Source organism: Photobacterium minamisatsumaniensis (assembly GCF_050336695.1).
Classification (GTDB): domain Bacteria; phylum Pseudomonadota; class Gammaproteobacteria; order Enterobacterales; family Vibrionaceae; genus Photobacterium; species Photobacterium minamisatsumaniensis.
Window position 1 is genome coordinate 1 of record NZ_JAKJSI010000026.1, and the last position, 20,775, is coordinate 20,775.

The 20,775-nt window shown below is 41.1% G+C and carries 18 protein-coding genes; 12 read left to right on the forward strand and 6 right to left on the reverse strand.

The genetic code is table 11. The annotated features are described in order from the left end of the window. Positions 1-103 precede the first annotated feature (103 nt). Positions 104-2,455: a putative bifunctional diguanylate cyclase/phosphodiesterase gene (locus L4D78_RS14365; protein WP_428467559.1), complete on the forward strand. Its 2,352-nt coding sequence runs from the start codon at positions 104-106 to the stop codon at positions 2,453-2,455. A gap of 161 nt (positions 2,456-2,616) precedes the next feature. Here L4D78_RS14365 and L4D78_RS14370 read toward each other — a convergent pair whose 3' ends face one another. Further along, complete coding sequence (locus tag L4D78_RS14370; RefSeq protein WP_428467560.1) at positions 2,617-4,497, reverse strand: methyl-accepting chemotaxis protein; 1,881 nt, start codon at positions 4,495-4,497, stop codon at positions 2,617-2,619. 328 nt (positions 4,498-4,825) lie between these two features. Between L4D78_RS14370 and L4D78_RS14375 the strand changes: the two genes are divergently transcribed. Beyond that, a complete protein-coding gene (locus tag L4D78_RS14375) occupies positions 4,826-5,134 on the forward strand; it encodes a hypothetical protein (protein WP_428467561.1) in 309 nt (102 codons plus the stop codon). On the opposite strand, the gene L4D78_RS14380 is transcribed toward L4D78_RS14375, so the two are convergent. Both L4D78_RS14380 and L4D78_RS14385 read right to left on the reverse strand, forming a co-directional pair. Beyond that, positions 5,131-5,643: a hypothetical protein gene (locus L4D78_RS14380; protein ID WP_428467562.1), complete on the reverse strand. Its 513-nt coding sequence runs from the start codon at positions 5,641-5,643 to the stop codon at positions 5,131-5,133. The two genes, L4D78_RS14375 and L4D78_RS14380, sit on opposite strands and share 4 nt — an antisense overlap. A 112-nt stretch (positions 5,644-5,755) precedes the next feature. Further along, positions 5,756-6,733, reverse strand: a complete 978-nt coding sequence (locus L4D78_RS14385) for a GlxA family transcriptional regulator (RefSeq protein WP_428467563.1) — start codon at positions 6,731-6,733, stop codon at positions 5,756-5,758. 147 nt (positions 6,734-6,880) lie between these two features. Between L4D78_RS14385 and L4D78_RS14390 the strand changes: the two genes are divergently transcribed. Beyond that, on the forward strand, positions 6,881-8,731 hold the full coding sequence (locus tag L4D78_RS14390; RefSeq protein WP_428467564.1) for a beta-ketoacyl synthase: 1,851 nt from the start codon (positions 6,881-6,883) through the stop codon (positions 8,729-8,731). A gap of 131 nt (positions 8,732-8,862) precedes the next feature. Continuing rightward, positions 8,863-9,705, forward strand: coding sequence for a PfkB family carbohydrate kinase (locus tag L4D78_RS14395; protein WP_428467565.1), 843 nt, complete (start codon positions 8,863-8,865; stop codon positions 9,703-9,705). Between the two features lie 75 nt (positions 9,706-9,780). On the opposite strand, the gene L4D78_RS14400 is transcribed toward L4D78_RS14395, so the two are convergent. From L4D78_RS14400 to L4D78_RS14410, 3 genes are all read right to left on the reverse strand, one after another. Further along, on the reverse strand, positions 9,781-11,076 hold the full coding sequence (locus L4D78_RS14400; protein ID WP_428467566.1) for a DEAD/DEAH box helicase: 1,296 nt from the start codon (positions 11,074-11,076) through the stop codon (positions 9,781-9,783). 128 nt (positions 11,077-11,204) lie between these two features. After that, complete coding sequence (locus tag L4D78_RS14405; protein ID WP_428467567.1) at positions 11,205-11,948, reverse strand: DeoR/GlpR family DNA-binding transcription regulator; 744 nt, start codon at positions 11,946-11,948, stop codon at positions 11,205-11,207. 8 nt (positions 11,949-11,956) lie between these two features. Continuing rightward, positions 11,957-12,676, reverse strand: coding sequence for a glycerophosphodiester phosphodiesterase family protein (locus L4D78_RS14410; protein WP_428467568.1), 720 nt, complete (start codon positions 12,674-12,676; stop codon positions 11,957-11,959). A 264-nt stretch (positions 12,677-12,940) separates the two neighbouring features. Between L4D78_RS14410 and L4D78_RS14415 the strand changes: the two genes are divergently transcribed. The 8 genes from L4D78_RS14415 (at position 12,941) to L4D78_RS14450 (ending at position 20,771) form a co-directional block, all read left to right on the forward strand. Further along, positions 12,941-13,957 (forward strand): C4-dicarboxylate TRAP transporter substrate-binding protein, encoded by a 1,017-nt coding sequence (locus tag L4D78_RS14415; RefSeq protein WP_428467569.1) that lies wholly within the window; start codon positions 12,941-12,943, stop codon positions 13,955-13,957. A 95-nt stretch (positions 13,958-14,052) separates the two neighbouring features. Beyond that, a complete protein-coding gene (locus tag L4D78_RS14420; RefSeq protein ID WP_428467570.1) occupies positions 14,053-14,514 on the forward strand; it encodes a TRAP transporter small permease in 462 nt (153 codons plus the stop codon). A 12-nt stretch (positions 14,515-14,526) separates the two neighbouring features. Beyond that, positions 14,527-15,810 carry a TRAP transporter large permease gene (locus L4D78_RS14425; RefSeq protein WP_428467571.1) on the forward strand — a complete coding sequence of 428 codons (1,284 nt, stop codon included), beginning with the start codon at positions 14,527-14,529 and terminating at the stop codon, positions 15,808-15,810. A 38-nt stretch (positions 15,811-15,848) separates the two neighbouring features. Continuing rightward, the gene (locus L4D78_RS14430; protein WP_428467572.1) at positions 15,849-16,634 is read left to right on the forward strand and encodes an HAD-IIB family hydrolase; all 786 of its coding nucleotides are present in this window, start codon (positions 15,849-15,851) and stop codon (positions 16,632-16,634) included. A 605-nt stretch (positions 16,635-17,239) separates the two neighbouring features. Then, complete coding sequence (locus tag L4D78_RS14435; protein WP_428467573.1) at positions 17,240-17,596, forward strand: YibL family ribosome-associated protein; 357 nt, start codon at positions 17,240-17,242, stop codon at positions 17,594-17,596. A 135-nt stretch (positions 17,597-17,731) separates the two neighbouring features. Further along, on the forward strand, positions 17,732-18,310 hold the full coding sequence (locus tag L4D78_RS14440) for a nucleoside triphosphate pyrophosphohydrolase family protein (RefSeq protein ID WP_428467574.1): 579 nt from the start codon (positions 17,732-17,734) through the stop codon (positions 18,308-18,310). Positions 18,311-18,508: 198 nt separating this feature from the next. Continuing rightward, complete coding sequence (locus tag L4D78_RS14445; protein ID WP_428467575.1) at positions 18,509-19,873, forward strand: MATE family efflux transporter; 1,365 nt, start codon at positions 18,509-18,511, stop codon at positions 19,871-19,873. Between the two features lie 64 nt (positions 19,874-19,937). Continuing rightward, on the forward strand, positions 19,938-20,771 hold the full coding sequence (locus L4D78_RS14450; RefSeq protein WP_428467576.1) for an alpha/beta fold hydrolase: 834 nt from the start codon (positions 19,938-19,940) through the stop codon (positions 20,769-20,771). The last annotated feature ends 4 nt before the right edge of the window (positions 20,772-20,775 follow it).

A 20,775-nucleotide genomic window follows, 5' to 3' on the forward strand; every position in this document is an offset into this window, starting at 1 on the left:
GAATAAGAAAGGATGGTAGTTTTCAAAAACTAGTAAAAAAACATTATCCATCAATATTTTATTTTTATGGCGATTATTTCATGGATGGTACAACTAAGGATTTATGAATAAATGGAAGCACAAGCTATCAAGTCGTAGCTTAATTATTCTTACTGCAGCATTATTGTCTGCATATTTAGTGTTGATCTTGGCCGTGACTAATCTTGGGCAAACTCGTCTGAAAGAGTCGCAGTTTAGTGAATTAAGTTTAAAAGTTCATAGCTATGATAGAGTGCTTGAGTATTTTTTTAGCGTTACTCAAGATGAGTTATCTGATCTTACAGAAGATAAAACCATAGAGGTTTTTTTTTCCAATGTAGCATCCGGTATGTCAATGAAGTACGGTTTAGGTGCTAGTTTATTTAAGCTCAATAGAGAGTTTGAATTATTGGTTACTAATACTGAAATCAAAGGTAAACCGGTATATGACCATATTAGTTTAATTGGTTATAACGGTACAGTTATTGCGAAGACAAAGTCACAAGAACCGCTGAATATCGACCAAGATAAATATCCAGTGTTTAGTGAAGATGAATTTAGAATTCGCACGGTGAGAAGTGATAGTGGTCTTCATATTCAACTCATTAAACGGGTTCAACATGCTGGTAAACCTATAGCATTCTTAGTTGCAGTCATAAATAATCAAGTCATTATCGATCAGTTAACTGCGCAAGAATATGAAGAAGGTCACAGCAGAATGCAGCTAGTGACCGATAAAGGCGATATCTTAATATGGAATTCATTAGACAAAGGTGATTCGGCGCTTGAAGCAGCAGAGCTAGAAAACAAAATTTATTTTGAAAGCCAAATAGAGAATACACCATTTAAACTGAAGACGTGGTTCGAACCTGTGAATGAAAAAGACTTTTATACTTCTGGTTGGTTCATCGCATGCTTGTCATTCCTTGCTGTACCCGTCGTTTTAGGGGTGATGTATATCTTTATTATTAATAACGCTAATATTACATTAAAAACTAAAATTAAAGTCAGCCATAAACAGCAGCGATTACTTTCAGCCCAGAATCAGCGRTTAATTGAAGAAATTGAAAAGCGTAGGGAATCTGAAGATATGTTAGCTTATCAAGCAACACATGATGCGCTGACAGGATTACCGAATCGTAAATATGGCAATGAAAGATTAGAGAAAGAGCTGTTGAAGGCTAAACGTAATCATTCAACTTTGTTGGTTATGTTTATTGATATTGATAACTTTAAAAAAATTAACGATACATTAGGTCATTTGGCAGGTGACTATATTTTGCAGCAAGGCACGAATAGATTGTTATATTCGGTACGTCAATCAGATGTATTAGCTCGATTGGGTGGGGATGAATTTTTACTGATCATTCCAGATTTTAAAAGTGTTCGTTCAGCAAAATTAATGGCTTCGGCGATTCTGACATTGTTTGATAAGCCTTTTATCTGGCACAATCAGGAAGTTTTTCTTTCAACAAGCATTGGTCTCTCGATATACCCACAAGATGGTAACAATGCAGAGCAGCTATTAGCCAATGCTGATACTGCAATGTATCGCGTGAAGCAAGAAGGTCGAAATGGGTTTAATTTTTATACGTCAGACATGAACATTGATGTACAACGAAACTTAGATCTCGATGCTAGGCTGCGTCAAGCAATCAGCAATGAGGAGTTAGAACTGTACTATCAGCCAATTGTTGATTTAGCAACAAATCATATAGTAGGGGCTGAAGCCTTAATGCGTTGGAATGATGAAAAACTCGGCTTTATATCACCTGAAGAGTTTATTCCTCTCGCTGAAAAAAATGGGTTAATACATCCTCTAGGAGAGCTAGCTCTTAATAAAGCCTGTACGCAAGCTGCAAAATGGCAAAGTATTTTACCTCTGAATATTTCGATAAACTTCTCGAGTGTTCAATTTAGGTATTGTGACAAACTATATAAGCAAATACGTTATGCATTATTACAATCTGGTTTACCTGCGAACAAGCTCGATATTGAAGTGACAGAAAGTCTATTGTTTGATCACAACGAGGAAGTTCTTCGTTTATTGAATAGGTTACAATCAAAGGGGGTACAGCTCACGATTGATGATTTTGGAACGGGGTATTCAGCATTAAGCTATTTACAGAAGTTTCCATTTGATAGATTGAAAATTGATCGTAGTTTTCTTTTTGATATGCACGAAAACGATGCTGATCGTGAGTTGGTTAATGCCATCATAGCTATGGCAAAAGCGTTAAACTTAAGAGTGGTAGCTGAAGGTATAGAAGAGCAATGGCACATAGACTATTTAAAAGTGAAAGGTTGCGATTTTGGTCAAGGTTATTTATTTAGCAAACCCATGCCAGCTGACGAATTTGAACTTTTATTACAGAAGCAGGTAGATCTTAACGCTAATGCTGGGTTTATAGTCGAATCACTCATTGAACATAATTAAATCAGTATAATTAATGAATACTCGTTATGCTGAAAATACACAATTTACTGCACCCCAATAAAAGAAAGCACCAAACGTATCCACGCTCAGTGCTTCATCTTCTTTGTTGTTCAATACCTAAAGTGATGATAGCTAAGGACTATTGAATGGTTTATAGCACCTTAGTTAATCTTAAACTTTTTGACTTCACTACCTAAGTGACCTGCAATTTCATTCAACTCTTCTGAAAGTTGCTGTGATTGCTTTGCTTCAACAGATAATTGGTCTGAAACATCGTTCACTGCCTGAGTATTACGGCTAATCTCTTCTGCAACGGCACGTTGTTCTTCTGCCGCACTGGATATTTGTGTTGCCATGTCGGAGATATGTTCAATAGACGTTGTGATTTGTTCTAGCGCTATAGTGGCATTGCTAGCTTCTTCAACGCTACCTGTTGCTAGGTCTTGGCTTTGCTGCATTGTTTCAACTGCACTGTGGGTATTACGTTGTAGCGTTTCAATCATACTACGAATTTCTTCAGTTGAGCTTTGTGTTCGCTGAGATAGAACACGCACTTCGTCGGCAACAACAGCAAATCCTCGTCCTTGTTCACCAGCACGTGCTGCTTCGATAGCGGCATTTAATGCCAGCAAATTAGTTTGTTCTGCAATACCTTGAATTGTTGAAAGAATAGCATTAATACCCTGCGCGTTATTCTCTAATTCTTTAATGATAGTTGCAGCGTCTTCAACATGATTTGCTAGGTCTGTAATTGACGTTTGATTGCGGCTAATAACCGCTTTACCATCGTTACAACTATTATGTGAAGCAACAGCAGCACTTGCCGTTTGTTCAGCGTGGCTTGCAACTTCTTGCGCAGTAGCAGACATTTCATGAATGGCGGTTGCAATCTGAGTTATCTCACCGACTTGATGTACTAATGCTTCACTTGTTTTTGTTGCCAGAGTTTGGCTGGTTTTGGCTTGTTGGGAAAGGTGCTCTGTGGAGTTAGAAATCCCAGAGACTGAAACGTGAAGCTTTTCGATAAAGGCATTCACGTAGTTGCCTAAATGACCAATCTCATCTTTATTATCGAAAGCTAAACGATGCGTTAAATCACCGTTGCCTTCCGCGAGATCTTTCATTGCATTTGATAGTTGGCCTAGTGGCTTTAGCGCACGGCCGATCAGTACAAGTGCTGCGCCAATGACGATAATTAGCTGTAATAACGTCATGATCAATGCATCAAATAAAGCGTCATCAATATGGTCAAATGCGATATCGGTATCTAACACTAATGCGAAATACCAATTGGTATTAGGCACCTGCTGGATACTAACTAGGCTTTCTTGTCCACTAACAACCATCTCAGCTAATTCAAGGCTGTTGCCTAGTCTTTTGATACTGGTTTGGTTTAGATCTTGGCTGGCGCGTGTTGACGGTTGAAGTGTTAATGATGAATCTGGATGAGCAATGATTGAACCATCACCACTTAATAACATGGCATACATGCCAGTTTGATTTACCGATAAAATCTCTTGCACTAACGCGTCTATAGACATATCTGCGGCAATAACGCCTTGTGCGAACTGCGCAGTAAAGGGTTCAGCAAGCGTAATAACAAGCTGGCCTGTTGAAGCATCAATGTAGGGCATTGTAACGATAGTGCCATTTTTTGCTGTTGCATCGATGTACCACGGGCGTTGGCGAGGATCATAATCATCAGGAAAAGAGATTTCTTTACTTATAATAATCTCGCCATTTTGTTTACCGGCATAAACTAAGTCAAACCCACCGGCATTCATGGCTTGGGCAAGCTCTGGGATAGGATCTGTGGTTTGATTAAACCCATTAATAGCAGACTTTGTAACTAATGCCTTATTTGTTAACCATTGATTAATAGTACCTACTGTTGACTGGCTTAGTGATGTTGCAAGTTGCTTTGTAGAGCGATTAGCGTCAGCAATTAAGCGTTCACTGGTTAACCATGTTTGGATAGCTGAAATAAGCAGTATGATAACGGCAAATGTCAGACAAAGTTTATTCTTTATCGAAAGGTTCAAACGGCATGTCCTTACAAGTGTAATCTTTTTAGATCCTAAAAAGCGGTAGGCAAGGCGTATAGCCTCAATTTTCAGTTGGAGTTTACTTATGAATCTCTCGTGAATAAATCAAATTTTATTTGATCTTCATCACAAATTTGATCTTTATGGGATTCGTTATTTCTTTGATAGATAGATGGAGTATGTATATTTGTTCGCAGAATAATTAAATAGTTGAAAGGGATATCAATTTTTATAATCTAAAAGTGTTTGGTTGTTCAGTGAGCATTAAGGTTGCATATTGAGAATCTGTCTATCGTCTCTAGGTATGCAAAACTGACCAATCATTATGATTTGTTCCAAAACAGTTAGTGAAATTAAAGGTGTTCTAATCCACCTGTTAGATGCCCAAAAGGTACATCATGGAACAGTTAAAAAATATGATGTTGATGAGGTTGTTGAAAGGATCGTTGACTTAAGTCGACACGGTACTTCTTCTCCAGGTTTTGAGCGGTCTGTTTTCGGTTTATTGCAGTTACATTTTTCAGAACTGCCCCCATCTTCAATTCTGTTTAAAGCTTCAGTCAATATTATTGCAGATAAGATTCGATGTGATAAGTATATACAACGCTATTACCGCATTGATTTTGCGAGTTAATTGTAATGAGTATTTATACAATCAACGAACTTGATAATGTCACTGTTATCCGCATTGAAGCGATATGTTTTATTATGATTTCTTAACTCGAAATGACCTTTATCTTGGTTAATTAACCCTAGTAACACATCAAAGGCTTGTTTATCGCTTGTTCCCCCAAGCATAACAAGTCTTGTTACCGTGTGCTTTGTACCATTATTGCGCCAATTGGCTGTAAAGATTTCTACAGGACTACCTGAGCGATAATATCCAATATTTTCAAATCCAGTTGGATGCTTGATATTGGCCTTGATCGCGACGTAACGATGATGAATATTATTTTCGGTTATCAGTGCTAACTGCAAATTCGGGGTAAATAAATATTCATCGTCTTTGACTAAATGATAGATATCAAGTCGACATTTATTGGGTGAGAGTGATGTATGGCTCGTAGGAAGAACTTCGGCATGAATAAAGCTTGAATTAAGCCCCATAAAAAGATTACAGAATATAAATATTAGACGACACATACTACCAGCCTTAAAAACCACGTAAAGCAAGCATAGTGATAGAAGGTAGAAAATATGTGTCTTAATACAGAAACAAAACAACAATAAAATTATGTGCAGACGTCAATACGGCCTATGGGTTATAAATTTTCGTTTTCACCATTCGTCGATATTCGCTAGGGGTCAGGCTAAACTGCTGCTGGAAGCGCGTAGAAAAGTGATAGGCGTCTTTATAGCCAACTTGCTCAGCAACCTCTTGTACTGACATTCCAAAGTCCCTTAGTAGTTGCTGTGAAGCATCCATTCTTAAGCGTTGTAAAAATTGGTGGGGTGTTTCACCGACTTGGTCTTTGAATTTACGATTAAAGCTACGAAGTGGAAGTTGGCAATGTTCAGCAACAGCCTGAGCGGTTATGGGGTGTGATAGGTTTCGCTTCATCCAATCTTGTGCGAGTGCGATAGACTCATCGAACTGAAGTTGGCCGCCAATTTGGTAGAACGGCTGCTGCGTTGATTTTGAAATTTCGTGACCAAAGTGAGTCTCTATCGTATTGGCTATTTTTTGCCCGAAAGACTCAGCGATTAAATATAAAATCATTTCAGACTGAGAGTTAATACTGGTGGTGCAGTAAATCCCATTCGCAGCTGTGATAGAGGCCTGTCGATTAAGGCGTACATGTGGGTAGCGGGCAGTGAAGTTATCGAAGTAATACCAGTGTGTTGTTGCAACCTGATGGTCAAGTAAGCCTGTTTCGGCAAGCCAAACCACACCTGTGCCTGTTGCGACCAGTTTTGCACCTTTCTGATACTGTGTTTGAAGCCAATTAATAATATTTGGCGTACGTCGCATTGATTGTTGTGGGTTTCCCCACATTGGCGGCAAGATTAAAATATCAAAAGGCTGATCATCATCATAAGTCATATCAGGCTGAATTTTTAGTCCAGCAGTTACCTTTGTTGGCTCTAATGTTGGCGCAATGAGTTTAATTTCAAATGGTGACTGGCGCTGACTTTTACGGCTACGTAAGCTCGCGGCACTATTCAACATTTCTGCGGCGAGAGAAATACCTGTGATGAGTGCACGCTCATAGAGGAGAAATCCGACTTTCATAAAATGCCTAACTGCTTCAATAATGACCAAATGAGAATGGTTATGACAAAATGGCCTGTATGGCAGTGATAATGGCATAAATGTGGGGTGATTGAACAGCGTAAATTGATAATCTAACAGCCTAAAAAGTATTGATGTAGGTTTAGGATGACAAAGTTACCTTTGATTGTCGGTTTCGGTGGCATGAATGCTGCTGGACGAAGTTCTGGTTTCCATAGCTATAAGCGTATGGTGGCAGATGTATTGTCTGATGCAGATATGCAATCGACATGGCAAGATCTTGCTCAGCGTATGGGGTTTGGTGAAGGTGTGGAAATTAATGATGAAATCATTAATGCCATTAAAGCAGGTACGCTAGTTCGCCGCATTGAGTCGTTTGATCCAGACCAACTGCTTTATCAATACAAAGCGGCATTGAATAGTGACAGTGAGCAAATCTCATTCACTTTACGTAAATCTAAACTGCCGACAAAAATTCCTGACAACTGGTGCGTTGAAGAGCAAGGTAATAAAGTAAAAATTACGGTTACGGGCGAATTAAATGCATTGCTAGAAGACCGTGTTTCCTTTCCAGTAAGTAGCGGCGGTAATATTCCTACAGGGTTTGACCCAGGTAAATTATACAATTCACGCTTTCACCCTCGAGGATTAAAACTCACAGTCTATGGCGCATCAGATGCATTGAATTCACTGGGTTTAAATTGGGATGAAGTACTTAAGCATATCGACCCTGATCAAGTCTCTGTATACGCAGGCAGCGCACTAGCGCAAGTGGATGACCAATCACTCGCTGGCATGCTAGCCGCGCCGTTAACAGGGGGGCGGGTTAGTTCTAAGATGATGGCACTGTCGTTAGCTGAAATGCCGGCTGACTTTATAAATGGGTATGTCATTAACAGTGTTGGTACGACAGGTACCAACATGGGTGCATGTGCGACCTTCTTATACAATTTACGCCAAGGCATGAATGATATTCAACAAGGCCACGCTAAAGTTGCCATTGTTGGTAATGCAGAAGCACCTGTTGTATCTGAGATTATGGAAGGTTTTCGGGTGATGGGCGCACTTGCTGAAGACGAGCAGCTAAAAGCGCTTGATGACAGTGATATTGTTGACAACCGACGTGCTTGCCGCCCATTTTCATCAAATGCTGGTTTTACAATGGCGGAGTCTGCACAATTTGTTGTGTTGATGGATGACGAACTTGCCCTCGAGCTTGGTGCGAGTGTTCATGGTTCGGTTGCGGACATTTTCATTAATGCCGATGCGAATAAGAAGTCTATCTCAGCACCCGGCGTGGGTAACTATGTAACAGTGGCTAAGGCTGCGGCATTGGCAAAAGCGATTCTGGGCAAAGAAGGTGTTAAGCAAACATATGTTCAGGCACATGGTACCGGCACCCCACAAAATCGCGTGACAGAAAGTCATATTTTAAATGAAGTAGCAAAGACATTTGAAATCGACAATTGGCCAGTAACCGCCGTAAAATCATATCTTGGACACTCAATGAGTACCGCTCCCGGTGACCAGCTCATAGCCTCATTAGGTGTATGGCAATACGGTTGGATTCCAGGCATTAAAACCATTGATCACATAGCGTCAGATGTACATCAGTCTCACCTTAATATTTTAACTGATCATGCATTTGCTGGTGATAAAGGTGAAAACTATAAAGCCGTTATTCTTAACGCAAAAGGGTTTGGTGGTAACAATGCCTCTGGTCTTGTACTGTCTCCTCAACAAACAATGGCAATGCTAACCAATAAGTACGGTGAAGAGGCTATTGCCGCTTATCACTTACGTAATGCGCAAGTACAGCAAGTCGCTACCTCCAATGATCAAGCTGCATGTCGAGGCGAAGAAACCATTCGTTATCACTTTGGTGAGAATGTGATGGATGAAACTTCAGTGTCTTTGTCGCAAGAGGCTGTTACATTGTCTGAGTTTGCAAAGCAAATTCCATTAGCCCAAGAAAACCCTTTCAAAGATTACGAATAAAATAGGCTGAACAACGATACCAAAGAAAGGCCATAACTTGAGAAGGTTGTGGCTTTTTTGATCATTGAGACTTGCACTGTTTACTGTATTTTTTTAGCGTAATTGAAGCTAGATATAAAGGAGAGAGTCTTGTGGCAAATATTATGCTGATTGCAAACCTGAACTGTGACCGAGTATTGCAACTAGAAGAGCCGCTGGAAGCTGGAGGCCGCCATCACTATCAAGACAAAGGTCGACGGCTCGGAGGTGGCGGGGCGAATACTGGCCTTGGACTTGTCTGGGCGGGTCATAACGTTGCCTTAGTGAGTCAAATAGGGCGTGATGAAACCGCTGACTGGTTACTAGCAGAAGCGAGTTTACAAGGCTTGAACTGTAGTCTGTTACAACGTAATGATATTGTAACACCAGAATTGATGCTCTTAATGACCCCCGATGGTGAACGCACCATTATTCGACCGGCAAGGCCTGATTTTGTATTGGACCAATCTCCTGATTTTTCGAACTGGGATGCCCTTTATATAAACTCCTCGGCAGAGGGGGTGGCGATGTGGTCAGAGGAAGCCTTGGACCATGCAATGATCGTTGCGCAGTTACCAAAGACGGATATTAAACGTCCATGTCATATTCTGATCACATCAACATCAGATTTTTCTGGTAGAACAACGTTGACACCTTGGCAATATGCCCAGTCATTGGCTGGCGAGCAGTTGGAATTTTTTATTATTACCAATGGGGAGCATGGCGCAACGGCCTATTTTGATGGTGGAGAGTGTTTTGTATCTGCGTGCTCAGCCAACGTCGTGGATACCACAGGGGCGGGTGACGCGTTTGCATCGGGTGTGATTAATGGCTTACTTCAGAAAGTGTCTATCGAAGAGGCGATGGCACAAGGCGCTAAGTGGGCATCATTCGCGGTTCAAACGGAAAGCTCTATACCAGGCGAAGCATTACGGCAGCACCTTTTAGACAAGTAGTCTCCAAACGCAATCGAGAAAATAAAAAGGGAAGCAATTAGCTTCCCTTTCGTAATTATACTGAAAAATTAATGCTTATTTTTTCAGCTTAGTGATTTTTGATTTATTTAACACTGCACGGCGTAGGCGGGCGCGGCGCTCAGCGTCAGATTGATCTGCTGTTGGGTTATTGGTACGGCCACGGCGATCTTTAAATGCTGGTTTAGAATGCATTTTTTCAAGAAGTGCATCACGGCTTTTTGGTTCATAACCTGCAAGTTGAACACGACGAATACGTTGTTTAATGAGTTTTTCAACTTGTACCAGTGTTAGCTCTTCTTCGCGACTAACAAAAGAAACTGCATGACCTTGCTGACCCGCACGACCTGTACGACCAATACGGTGGACGTAATCTTCCGCTAGGAAAGGCATATCGTAGTTAACAACGTGTGGTAGGCCTTGAATATCGAGGCCACGTGCAGCGACTTCGGTTGCAACCATCACGCGTGCTTTGCCTTCTTTGAATTCATCAAGCGCACGGCGGCGAGCACTTTGTGCTTTATCACCGTGACAAAGTACCGCTTTGATACCGTCCAGCTTAAGCTCTTTCACTAGCTCATTGGCTTTTTCTTTGTAGTTAACAAAGACCAACACCTGCTGCCAGTTTTTCTTACCAATTAACTCAGATAATAGTTCGCGCTTGCGATCTTCATCGACAGGGTAAACAACGTGAGCAACAGTTTCTGCTGTTGTATTTTCAGCACTGACCGAAATACGTTTAGGTTTACGCAAAATGTCACCAGCCAATGCATTCATTTGGCTAGATGAAGTCGCTGAGAACATCATTGTTTGTGGCTGAGTGCGAATGTCGGCCATGATACGGCGAATATCGCTAATGAAGCCCATATCAAGCATACGGTCAGCTTCATCAAATACTAAGAACTCAAGGTTAGCCAGTGATACATTGCCAAGCTCCATGTGCTCAAGTAAACGACCTGGCGTCGCAACGAGAACATCAAGGCCTTTCACAAGTACTCTTTCTTGAGATGACATTTTTGTTCCGCCGTAAATAGCAGCAGTTTTGACGTCAGTGTATTTAGTATAATCTTCAATGTTCTTTGCAATCTGAGCTGCAAGCTCACGGGTTGGCGCTAGAATAAGCGCGCGGACATTGAATCGACCTGACGATTTTGGTTTATCAACAATCTGTTGAATGATCGGCAAAGAGAAAGCCGCTGTTTTACCAGTACCGGTTTGGGCATTGGCTAGAATATCGTTTCCGCGGCGAGCGTGTGGTATCGCTTGCTGCTGAATGGGAGTTAATTTCTCGTAGCCACACTCATCGAGTGCGCGCACAATTTCTTGAGAAAAGTTTTGTGATGCAAATGACATTCTTTATTCCTAAAGCAGACGGCTGTGCCTGACCAAAATTATGGTGGGTGATTATAGTGTAATAATAAAGAGATGTGGGGACTTATTTACGGTAATTGTAGAAAAAACACTCGATTTGGCACGATAAGTTATTCATCTTTCAATAAATTGATGTTCAAATCGTGCGGAAGGCTACATTTATTTGTATAAATTCGGTCAAAACGTGAAAGGGGCGCAACTTTGACCGCTGCAAAACGACTCCATTTGCTTGAGTCGGCAACTAACCAGCACTGCTGTGAGTTAGCAATTATCGCTTGAGATAAATCCGCTTCAAGTGATTCATGCTCCATCGCGAAATGACTTTCAGTGACGGAAGCGCAGCCACAAATCCCTATATCTGCTTCAAACCCCGCAAGGAATTGATTTGCGCTACTACCCATTATGTCTTGGTGTTCACGTCTCATTAGGCCGCCAGCGAGATAGACTTCAATATGCTTATTGGCTTCTAAAATTTTAGCCACTTGTAAGTTATTGGTGATCACTCGAAGCGATTTTTTACCTAAAAGGTGCTGAGCGATTTTAGTAACCGTTGTCCCAATTCCGATCATGACAGTTGAACCATCGGATATCTGTTGTGCGACAGTACGTGCAATGGCATTTTTAGCTGAAGACTCAACCTCAGAACGAAATAAATAGCTTGTGTTCGTTAGTGCCGCGGGTAGGCTAACACCACCATGTACTCGGCGAGCTAATCCTTGCTCGCAAAGCTGATTCACATCACGACGAATTGTTTGCGTTGTTACCGAATATAGCTCAGCGAGATGATCAATCTGAACGGCTTCTCGGGCTTTTAATGTCGCTAGAATCTGCTTTTGGCGGTGATTCAGTTCCATGCCTTACCTTATAGAGAAAGTGGTTTAAACAAGTTAGGTTTATCTGTGATGACGTTATCTACACCCATATCAGTAAACATGCTAGCTTTTTCTGGTTGGTTAAGTGTCCAAATCATTAGGATTAAATCTTCGTTTTTAATGCTTTGAGCAATAGCTGGTGTCAGGATGTTGTGATCGATGTGGATGCTGTAAAGATCTAACGGCAATACTGATTCAAGACTAAAGTCATTCCACACTTCACAGATAAACCCACGCCTTACCTCTGGCAATAATGTTTGACAATGAAGTAGTGCATTTCGGTTGAAACTTGAAAAAACGAGTTTATCAATAGGGAAACGGCTTTCTTTAATCAGTGCGACTACCTGTTCAACTAAAGGGATAGCTTCAATATTGTCGTGAATTTTTAATTCAAGGTTTAGCGTTAAGTTTAAACGTAGGCAAGTGTCGAGTGTTTCTGCCAGTGTTGGAATCTTCTCGCCTTTAAATTGCTCACTAAACCAAGAACCAGCATCCAATTGCTTTAATTCCTGCAGCGTAAGATTCCCCACTTTGCCTTTGCCATTCGTACAGCGGTTGACGGTTTTGTCGTGGATAACAACAGGAATATTGTCAGCACTAAGTTGTGTATCAACCTCAACCCAATCAATGCCGACTTTCGCAGCGCACTCAATGCCTGCTAGCGTATTTTCTGGAGCAAGAGCGGCGGCGCCACGGTGACCTGAAATCATAACTTTCTCACTAATGTTCATTTGAATGTTTGCATAACGTTAATACTGATGTGTTACATCGATATTACAGCGCACTTATCCTAATATTATATGAATGATTTAACCATTAAGTTACCAATAGTAAGTGGATAGTCACAGCAATGGTAAATAAAAGTCGGTATTTTCACTTTGATAAAATGAATGTTCATATGAGTGTCACAATTGGTCGACATACTGCTCGCCATCTTGATGAGCGATTAAAGAATGAATTTAAGGGAATGTAATATGAAAAAGCTATTAGGTACTGTACTTACTGCAACAGCGCTGCTTGTTGGTTGTGGTGAGGCAGATCAAGCGTCTTCTGATGGTGCTTCAGTTGAGCCGATTGATATCAATATGAGTCTTGTTTTTACGCAAAATGAATTATTAACCCAAGAGCTAATAAAAGTTACAGATACAATTCGAGAGCGAACTGACGGTTCAGTTAACATCAAAGTATTCCCAGGCGGTCAGTTACCTGTATATAAAGACAACCTCGAGCAAGTTGTAAATGGTGCAAATTGGATTGCTGTTGAAGATTTAACTTATCTTGGTGATTATGTGCCAGATTTCGCGGCACTTGCAGGGCCGATGCTTTACAACACGTATGATGAATACCTAGCGATGATGGATACTGATTTTGTTGCGGGTCTAAAAGATCAAGCAGAAGAAAAAGGCATCAAAGTACTGAACGCTGATTACATGTTCGGTTTCCGTCATATGATCACAAATAAAGAAATCGTGAACTCTGAAGATATGAAGGGTATGCGTATTCGTGTTCCTCAGAGCCAACTGTTTATTAGTACGTTATCGTCAATGGGCGCAGCACCCGCATCGCTGCCATTCCCTGAAACGTATGCCGGTGTGCAGCAAGGTGTTGTTGATGGCCTTGAAGGTTCAATTCTAACCATGTATTCAACAAAAATTTATGAAGTCGCTAAGAATATGTCGATGACTAAGCACTTCTTAGGTTCTGTTGGTATTTATATCTCACCGACTGTATGGGATAAGTTCACGCCAGAGCAACAACAAATCATCAATGAAGAGATTGAAGCCGGCGTCAAATCAAATACTTCAGAACTTGTTAAGCTTGACGCTGAATATACTCAAAAATTAGAAGAATTAGGCGTTACATTTAACGAAGTGAATTCTGATGAGTTCAACAAGTTAACTGCTGATGTGTATAACCAGTTCCCGACATGGAGCGAAGGTATCCACGCAACGATCATGAGTGAACTCGAGACGATCCGCGCAGCTCAGTAATATTGTTTAATGCCTGCCAGTTACCATTGTGTCGCTGGCAGGTATTCATGAACTGCCTAAACATAGTTGTTGAAGGTAATTCATTGGAGATAAATGTGTTTTTCTTAAAAAATATTGAAGAAATTCTAGCGTCGATTGCTATTTCAATTACCGTGTTAGTGGTTATTGTGAATGTGGTGCTGCGTTATGGCTTTGGTTTTGTCGTACCGTGGAGCGAAGAGCTCTCTGTTATTTGTTTCATTTGGGCTGTCTATCTAGGTATCAGTTCTTGCTATAAGCATAAACTCCACATGGGAGTGGATGTGGTTGTTGCGATGCTTCCCCAAAAAGCAAAGCGTCCGTTTAAGCTTGTCGTGTCAGTGTTTTTACTCGGTCTTAATATTTTAATGGCAGTGTTGAGTTATCAATACATGATGCTGTCGAATAAAGTGACACCTGTTATGGGTATGTCTTATTTCAGCATTAATGGTGTGCTGTTCTTGTGCTTTGCTTTGATGGCAATCCACACCGTAAAGTTTATTGCAGACGATATTGCAGCGCTTAAGCGTTCTCATTAATTAGGTGCTCACATGGAAAGCTATTTACCAATATTGATTCTATTTGTATTGTTCTTGCTGAACATACCCATTGCCTTCTCGCTAATTGCATCTTCAATGGTGTATTTTCTTTTTCTGAATAACTCCATTCCTGTCACTCTTGTGATGCAGCGATTCATTAGCTCTACAGAATCATTCCCATTGTTAGCCATACCATTTTTTATCATGGTCGGCTCTGTGATGAATTACGCTGGAATAAGTAGAAGCTTGCTCAGTTTTGCTGATGCAATGATAGGGCATAAAACGGGGGGGTTAGCACAAGTTAACGTTGCATTGAGTACCCTAATGGGCGGGATTTCAGGCTCAGCAAATGCTGATGCGGCAATGCAATCAAAAATACTCGCACCAGAAATGACCAAACGTGGCTATGATTTGCCATTTACCGCGGCGGTAACCGCAGCGTCGTCAAGTATCAGCCCCGTTATACCACCAGGTATTAACCTGATTATTTTTGCGCTGCTAGCAAATGTATCTGTACATCAGATGTTTATTGCGGGCTATGTACCTGCATTTTTGATGGCCATATCATTAATGGTAACCATCGCCTTTATCGCTCGTAAACGTAACTATAAACCTTCGCGTTCAGCGCCAGCATCAGGACGTGAGCGTTGGTATTCGTTCTTTAAAGCGATCCCTGCGTTACTGATTCCCTTTGGGATTATTTTGGGGATGCGCTTCGGCTTATTTACACCGACAGAGGCCGGTGCGATAGCAGTATTGCTGTGTACTATCATTGGTGTCTTTATCTATCGTCAGCTTGAAATTCGTCATTTGCCTATGATCATGCGTGAGACGGTGCAGGGCACAAGTAGCGTTATGTTTATTATTATTGGCGCAATGGTCTTTGGCTATTACATGACGCTTGAACAGATCCCTCACAACGTTGCATCAGCGCTAATAGAACTAACAGATAACAAAATAATTTTATTGTTATTGATTAACATACTGTTGTTAGTCGTTGGTATGTTCATTGAAGGCGGGGCAGCGATGATTATTTTAACGCCACTGCTATTGCCTGCTGTGCTTAACCTTGGGGTCAACCCTGTTCATTTTGGCATTATTGTAATTGTTAACATTATGATAGGAGGGGTTACACCGCCATTTGGGTCAATGATGTTCACGGTGTGCTCAATACTTAAAGTGAAGATGGTGGACTTCGTGAAGGAAGTTTTACCGCTGCTACTAGCACTGTTTTCTGTATTAATGCTGCTAACATTTTCTGAAAGTTTGGTGATGTTTTTACCGAATTTGCTGTAACCACAGCGTGTAGTCTGTGACGTTTTAAGAGGTATAAAATGAATCAAATCACCAATGAGCTCAGTAAAGAGTGGAAAGATATTGAGTGGGTATTAACCGACGTTGATGACACGCTAACCTGGAAAGGGCAATTGCCCCCAGAAACGTTGATAGCGCTACAAACACTGCGAGATGCTGGAAAAAAAGTGGTTGCTGTTACGGGCGCTTGTGCTGGTTGGTGTGATCATATTGCGCAACTATGGCCCGTAGATGCGGTGCTGGGTGAGAATGGCGCGGTTATCATGGAGAAAGAAGGAGGGTATCTCACCCTTCGTTCTGGTACTCCACTTGAAGAAATCAGCGAAAATCAAGCTAAATTAAAAGTTCAGGTACTTGAAATCCTCGCGGGTTATCCTGAATTGTCGTTAACGTTGGATCAGGCTTATCGTTTATGTGAAGTTGCTATCGATATTGGCCAAAACAGAGACAAAGTCGATGACGAAATAATTGAAGAAATTGTCTCAAAGATACATGCTTTAGGGGCGCATGCGACCGCAAGCTCAATACATATTAATGCGTGGTATGGCGAGCATTCAAAGAAAGCGACAGCAACATCTTTCTTAAAACAGAAAGGGTTGTCTGAAAGCGAAATTATTCAACATGCTTGTTATGTCGGCGACTCGATGAATGACCAGTACATGTTTGAAATCTTACCAAAGAGTGTTGGTGTCTCGAACATTCGACATTATTGGGATCGTTTGGCTTATCACCCAAGTGTTGTAATGGATAATCCTGGTGGTTTTGGCTTTGCTGAATTTACCAAAAAGCTATTAGCACTAGATTAATAAGAAAAGCCATTGCTTTTATACGGCCTAATGAGGAAGGTATAAAGGCTGTGGCTTTTTTATTTATGCAATTTGAGCTTATAACTAGACCTGTCTTCGGTTGAACTGCTACCTAACCAGCTTTAGCTAGCGCAGTACCTATTTCGACAAAAAAAATGTTATGGCAACTATAGCAACGAAATTTCAGGCTATTGCGCCGTGTAATGTAGTGCTCGACAACGTTACGCTTAACTCTTTGTGAAGCTGTTTCATTTTTACAAATAGTACACATCGTACTTCTTCCCTTTAGATAGTTTTTTGACTGTCATCGATTATGCACGCCAATTTTTTGATAAATGTTAAGTTCCGAAGTACTTTTTGTGCAATGATAATTTGTGCAAATTATTCTTATGTTCTTGAGTGATATGCCTTATGAAAGAAGTAAGAAATACGAGCCATGTGAGTGTTGCTTATCTGGGCCTTAATTTTAAAGGAATCGCTTAAAACCAAATGATTTTTTGAATTCTTGCGACAAAAGTTATCTTCTTGATATATACTCACGGGTTGAACAATCATTTTGGGCGAATGCTGCCTAATTTGTTGTAGAATGATTTTAAGGTAACAGAATGAATTTAAATCAAGAGCTTCAGCAAGCAACTAACCGTTTGGATAAGCTGCGTCGTAAATTGGCTGGAGCGGTAGATCGTGGCGATAAAGCAATCGCTGGTCAGGCAAAGCAAGAAATTGACTCTATCACAAAAAAAATCAATAGCCTGAAAACAAAGCAAAAACGTAACTTAGGCGAAAAAGGCTCGGATGTTAAATCGCTACCTTTCAAGCGTGCGCTTACAAAAGCAGAGCAGGCTGATATGGGCAAGCTGAAAAAATCAGTCAAAGGCCTAGTAGTTGTACACCCAATGACGGCTCTTGGTCGTGATATGGGTATTAAAGAAGTAACGGGTTTTGCACCAAAACCATTTTAATTACTTCGAAATGCATCAGCTGAATGATTGGCTGGTGAAGGATCAGTATCTGTCGTTGTGACTGGTACTGATTTTTTTTGTCAGTTTAGCGCTACCAGCGCTAAACTGGAAATTTTTTCATACAAGGAACATTGCATGAAGTTGGCTGTTTTAGATCAAGCGTTGTTTGACCACTTATACCGCGATATCCACGAATTCCGCAGTACTTTTGATTTGGATATTGAGTCACCATCGACCTTGAATGAGCAGGCAGATGCATTGCACACCTCTTTAGCGGTTGAAGAATTAACGGAGCTTGCAGAGGCAGACTCTTTGGTTGAACAAGCTGATGCCATTGTTGATTCTGTTTATGTGTTAATGGGTCGTCTGGTCCATCTAGGTGATAGCAAAGTAGAAGCCAATATTGGTATTAGCTACCTTGTTGATCTGCTATTACAAGTTGCTCAGCGACTTAATATTGACTTCGTTACCTGTTGGGATGAAGTGCATTCAAGCAATATGAGCAAAGTTTGTCGTAATGAGCAAGAGCTAGAAGAAACTCAAGCATATTATGCTAAGCAAGGCGTTGAGATTGTGGGCAGCAAGAAAGGCGAATTTATTATCGCTAAATGTGCAAAAGACGTCGACCTAAATGGTAAACTTATTCGCCAAGGTAAGGTACTTAAATCTGTATATTATCGCCCTGCGAACTTGGTGAAATTGGTTACAGTATAAAATCTAAATATTGGGGTAATTAAAGTAGATTCCTACGGTTTTCGAATTACCCCAAATTAAATTCTTCTTTTCATACCTTAAGCCTAACTACATTTGTAATGTTTTCTAACTGATTGTTACTTTATGCTTTTTTACTTAAGGTTGTTGGGCTACGGTACGAAGCTACCATGATTCATCTTAACGAAATTGCAGGGTTTTATGACTAATAAAACGGCGCGACAATCAGGACTCTCAAGTGACTTAGGCGAATTAAGCCTCGGACGTCAGCTTTTTAATATGACATGGCCAATGTTATTTGGTGTGTTGTCATTGCTTAGTTTTCAGCTAGTAGACAGTGCGTTTATTGGTCAGTTAGGGGTGTTGCCGCTTGCAGCACAGGGTTTCACCTTGCCTATGCAAATGGTCATTATCGGCTTGCAGGTTGGACTTGGCATTGCAACAACCTCATTAATATCTCGCGTATTAGGGAAGGGCGACACTCAGCGAGCCAAGCAACTTGGAGGCTTGGTTATAGTGACAGGGGCTATCAGTGTTTTTGCTATTTGCTTAATGATTTGGGGCTTAAGGGGCCAAATCTTATCATTGTTAAGTGCGCCTGATGCGGTTTACCCAATTATTGATGCCTATTGGCCTGCATGGCTGTTAAGTTCATGGACTGGCGCAATGGTGTATTTTGCTTATAGTTTATGCCGCGCAAATGGTAATACCATGTTACCGGGCATCATGATGGTCGTGACTAGCATCTTGAATATGATCCTTGATCCAATTTTTATTTTCACATTGGATATGGGACTAGTTGGTGCAGCATGGGCAACGGTAATTGCTTTTGGTATTGGTATGCTTGCTGTTTTCCCTAAAGTGGTGCAGCGGCATTGGTTATCCTTTAATTGGGATGGGCTTGATATTACCCAATCAATTAAAGAGTTATGGAATACGATGGCACCAGCCATGTTAAGCCAGTTATTACCGCCGCTGTCTTCCATGCTGGCAACAAAATTGGTCGCTAGCTTTGGCGCGGCAACTGTTGCTGCTTGGGCACTGGGCTCTAGAATGGAGTTTTTCTCAATCGTTGTTATTTTGGCATTAACTATGTCGATGCCTCCTATGGTTGGTCGGATGTTAGGGCGTGGTGAAATCCAAAGTATCCGCCTACTTATCAAAATTGCAGTGAAATTTATTCTCGTGTGGCAATGTGCTATTGCTTTGGTACTGTTGTTGCTGACACCCGTATTGACGACACTATTAACCAGTGAAGAAGCAGTACGTGATGTATTAAGCATTCATCTAACATGGGTACCCATTAGCCTTGGTCCGTTGGGTGTTTGTATGTTGATGGTATCAGTGTGTAACGCATTAGCTTTGCCAATGCGTGCATTATTTATTTCTGCATTACGCCTCTTTGTTTGTTTTTTACCGTTGATTTGGATCGGCGCATATCTTGGAGGCCTTCACGGGCTTTTCCTTGGTGCAATGGTCGGTAACATTATGGCAGGTATTACTGCTTGGGTGTTCTATCAGCAGGGTGTAAAGAGGCTAGAAAATCAATACGCACAATTAAGTTAAAAAATACCAACCTGCCTGTAGTAGGCGTTTGAGTCAGTAATTAATTCGAAAGGAAATTGAGCAGATGGCAACATTTAACATTGGCACGCAAACCATGAATTACCTAGATATTGGTAAAGGCTCTGTTGTTGTTTTTGGTCACAGTTATTTGTGGGATAGCCAAATGTGGGCACCTCAAATTGAAGTGTTAAGCCAATCATTCCGTTGCATTGTGCCTGATTTTTGGGGGCATGGACTGTCAGATATTGCCCCTGCAACAACAAGAACTTTAGCTGACTATGCTGCTGATATACTAACGTTAGTTGATTCATTAGAAGTAGAAGAGTTTTCTTTAGTTGGCTTGTCATCCGGCGGAATGTGGGCAACAGAACTTGTTATTCAAGCGCCAAGCCGCGTTCAATCTCTTGTATTGCTTGACACGTTTGTCGGCCTCGAGCCAGAGGTTGTTCATACGAAATATTTCGACATGATGGCAAAAGCAGATGAAGCAAAGGCGCTAACACCTGAATTTATTGATTTCTTTGCGTCACTTCAGTTTTCACCAGCAAAGACAGACCTGCCGCTCAATTACTTGTCGGAGTTCAAGCAGGCGTTGGCTGAGTCTGATTCAGAAAAAGCACAATCATTCGCACAGGTTGGCCGTATGGTGTTTGGCCGCCGTGATACTTTCGAGTTAGCAGAAATGTTTGCACTACCAACATTGATTATGGTTGGGGCGCAAGATCGAGTGAGGCCTGTACTTGAATCTCAACTGATGCATGATGGTATTACAGGCAGTGAATATTTCATTATCCCAGATGCAGGACATATTAGTAACCTAGAACAGCCAGCACTGGTAACTGAGAAACTGGCTTCATTTCTAGGTCGTAACATCTTGGGAAGCGCCAAGCTTATGTAGTGAT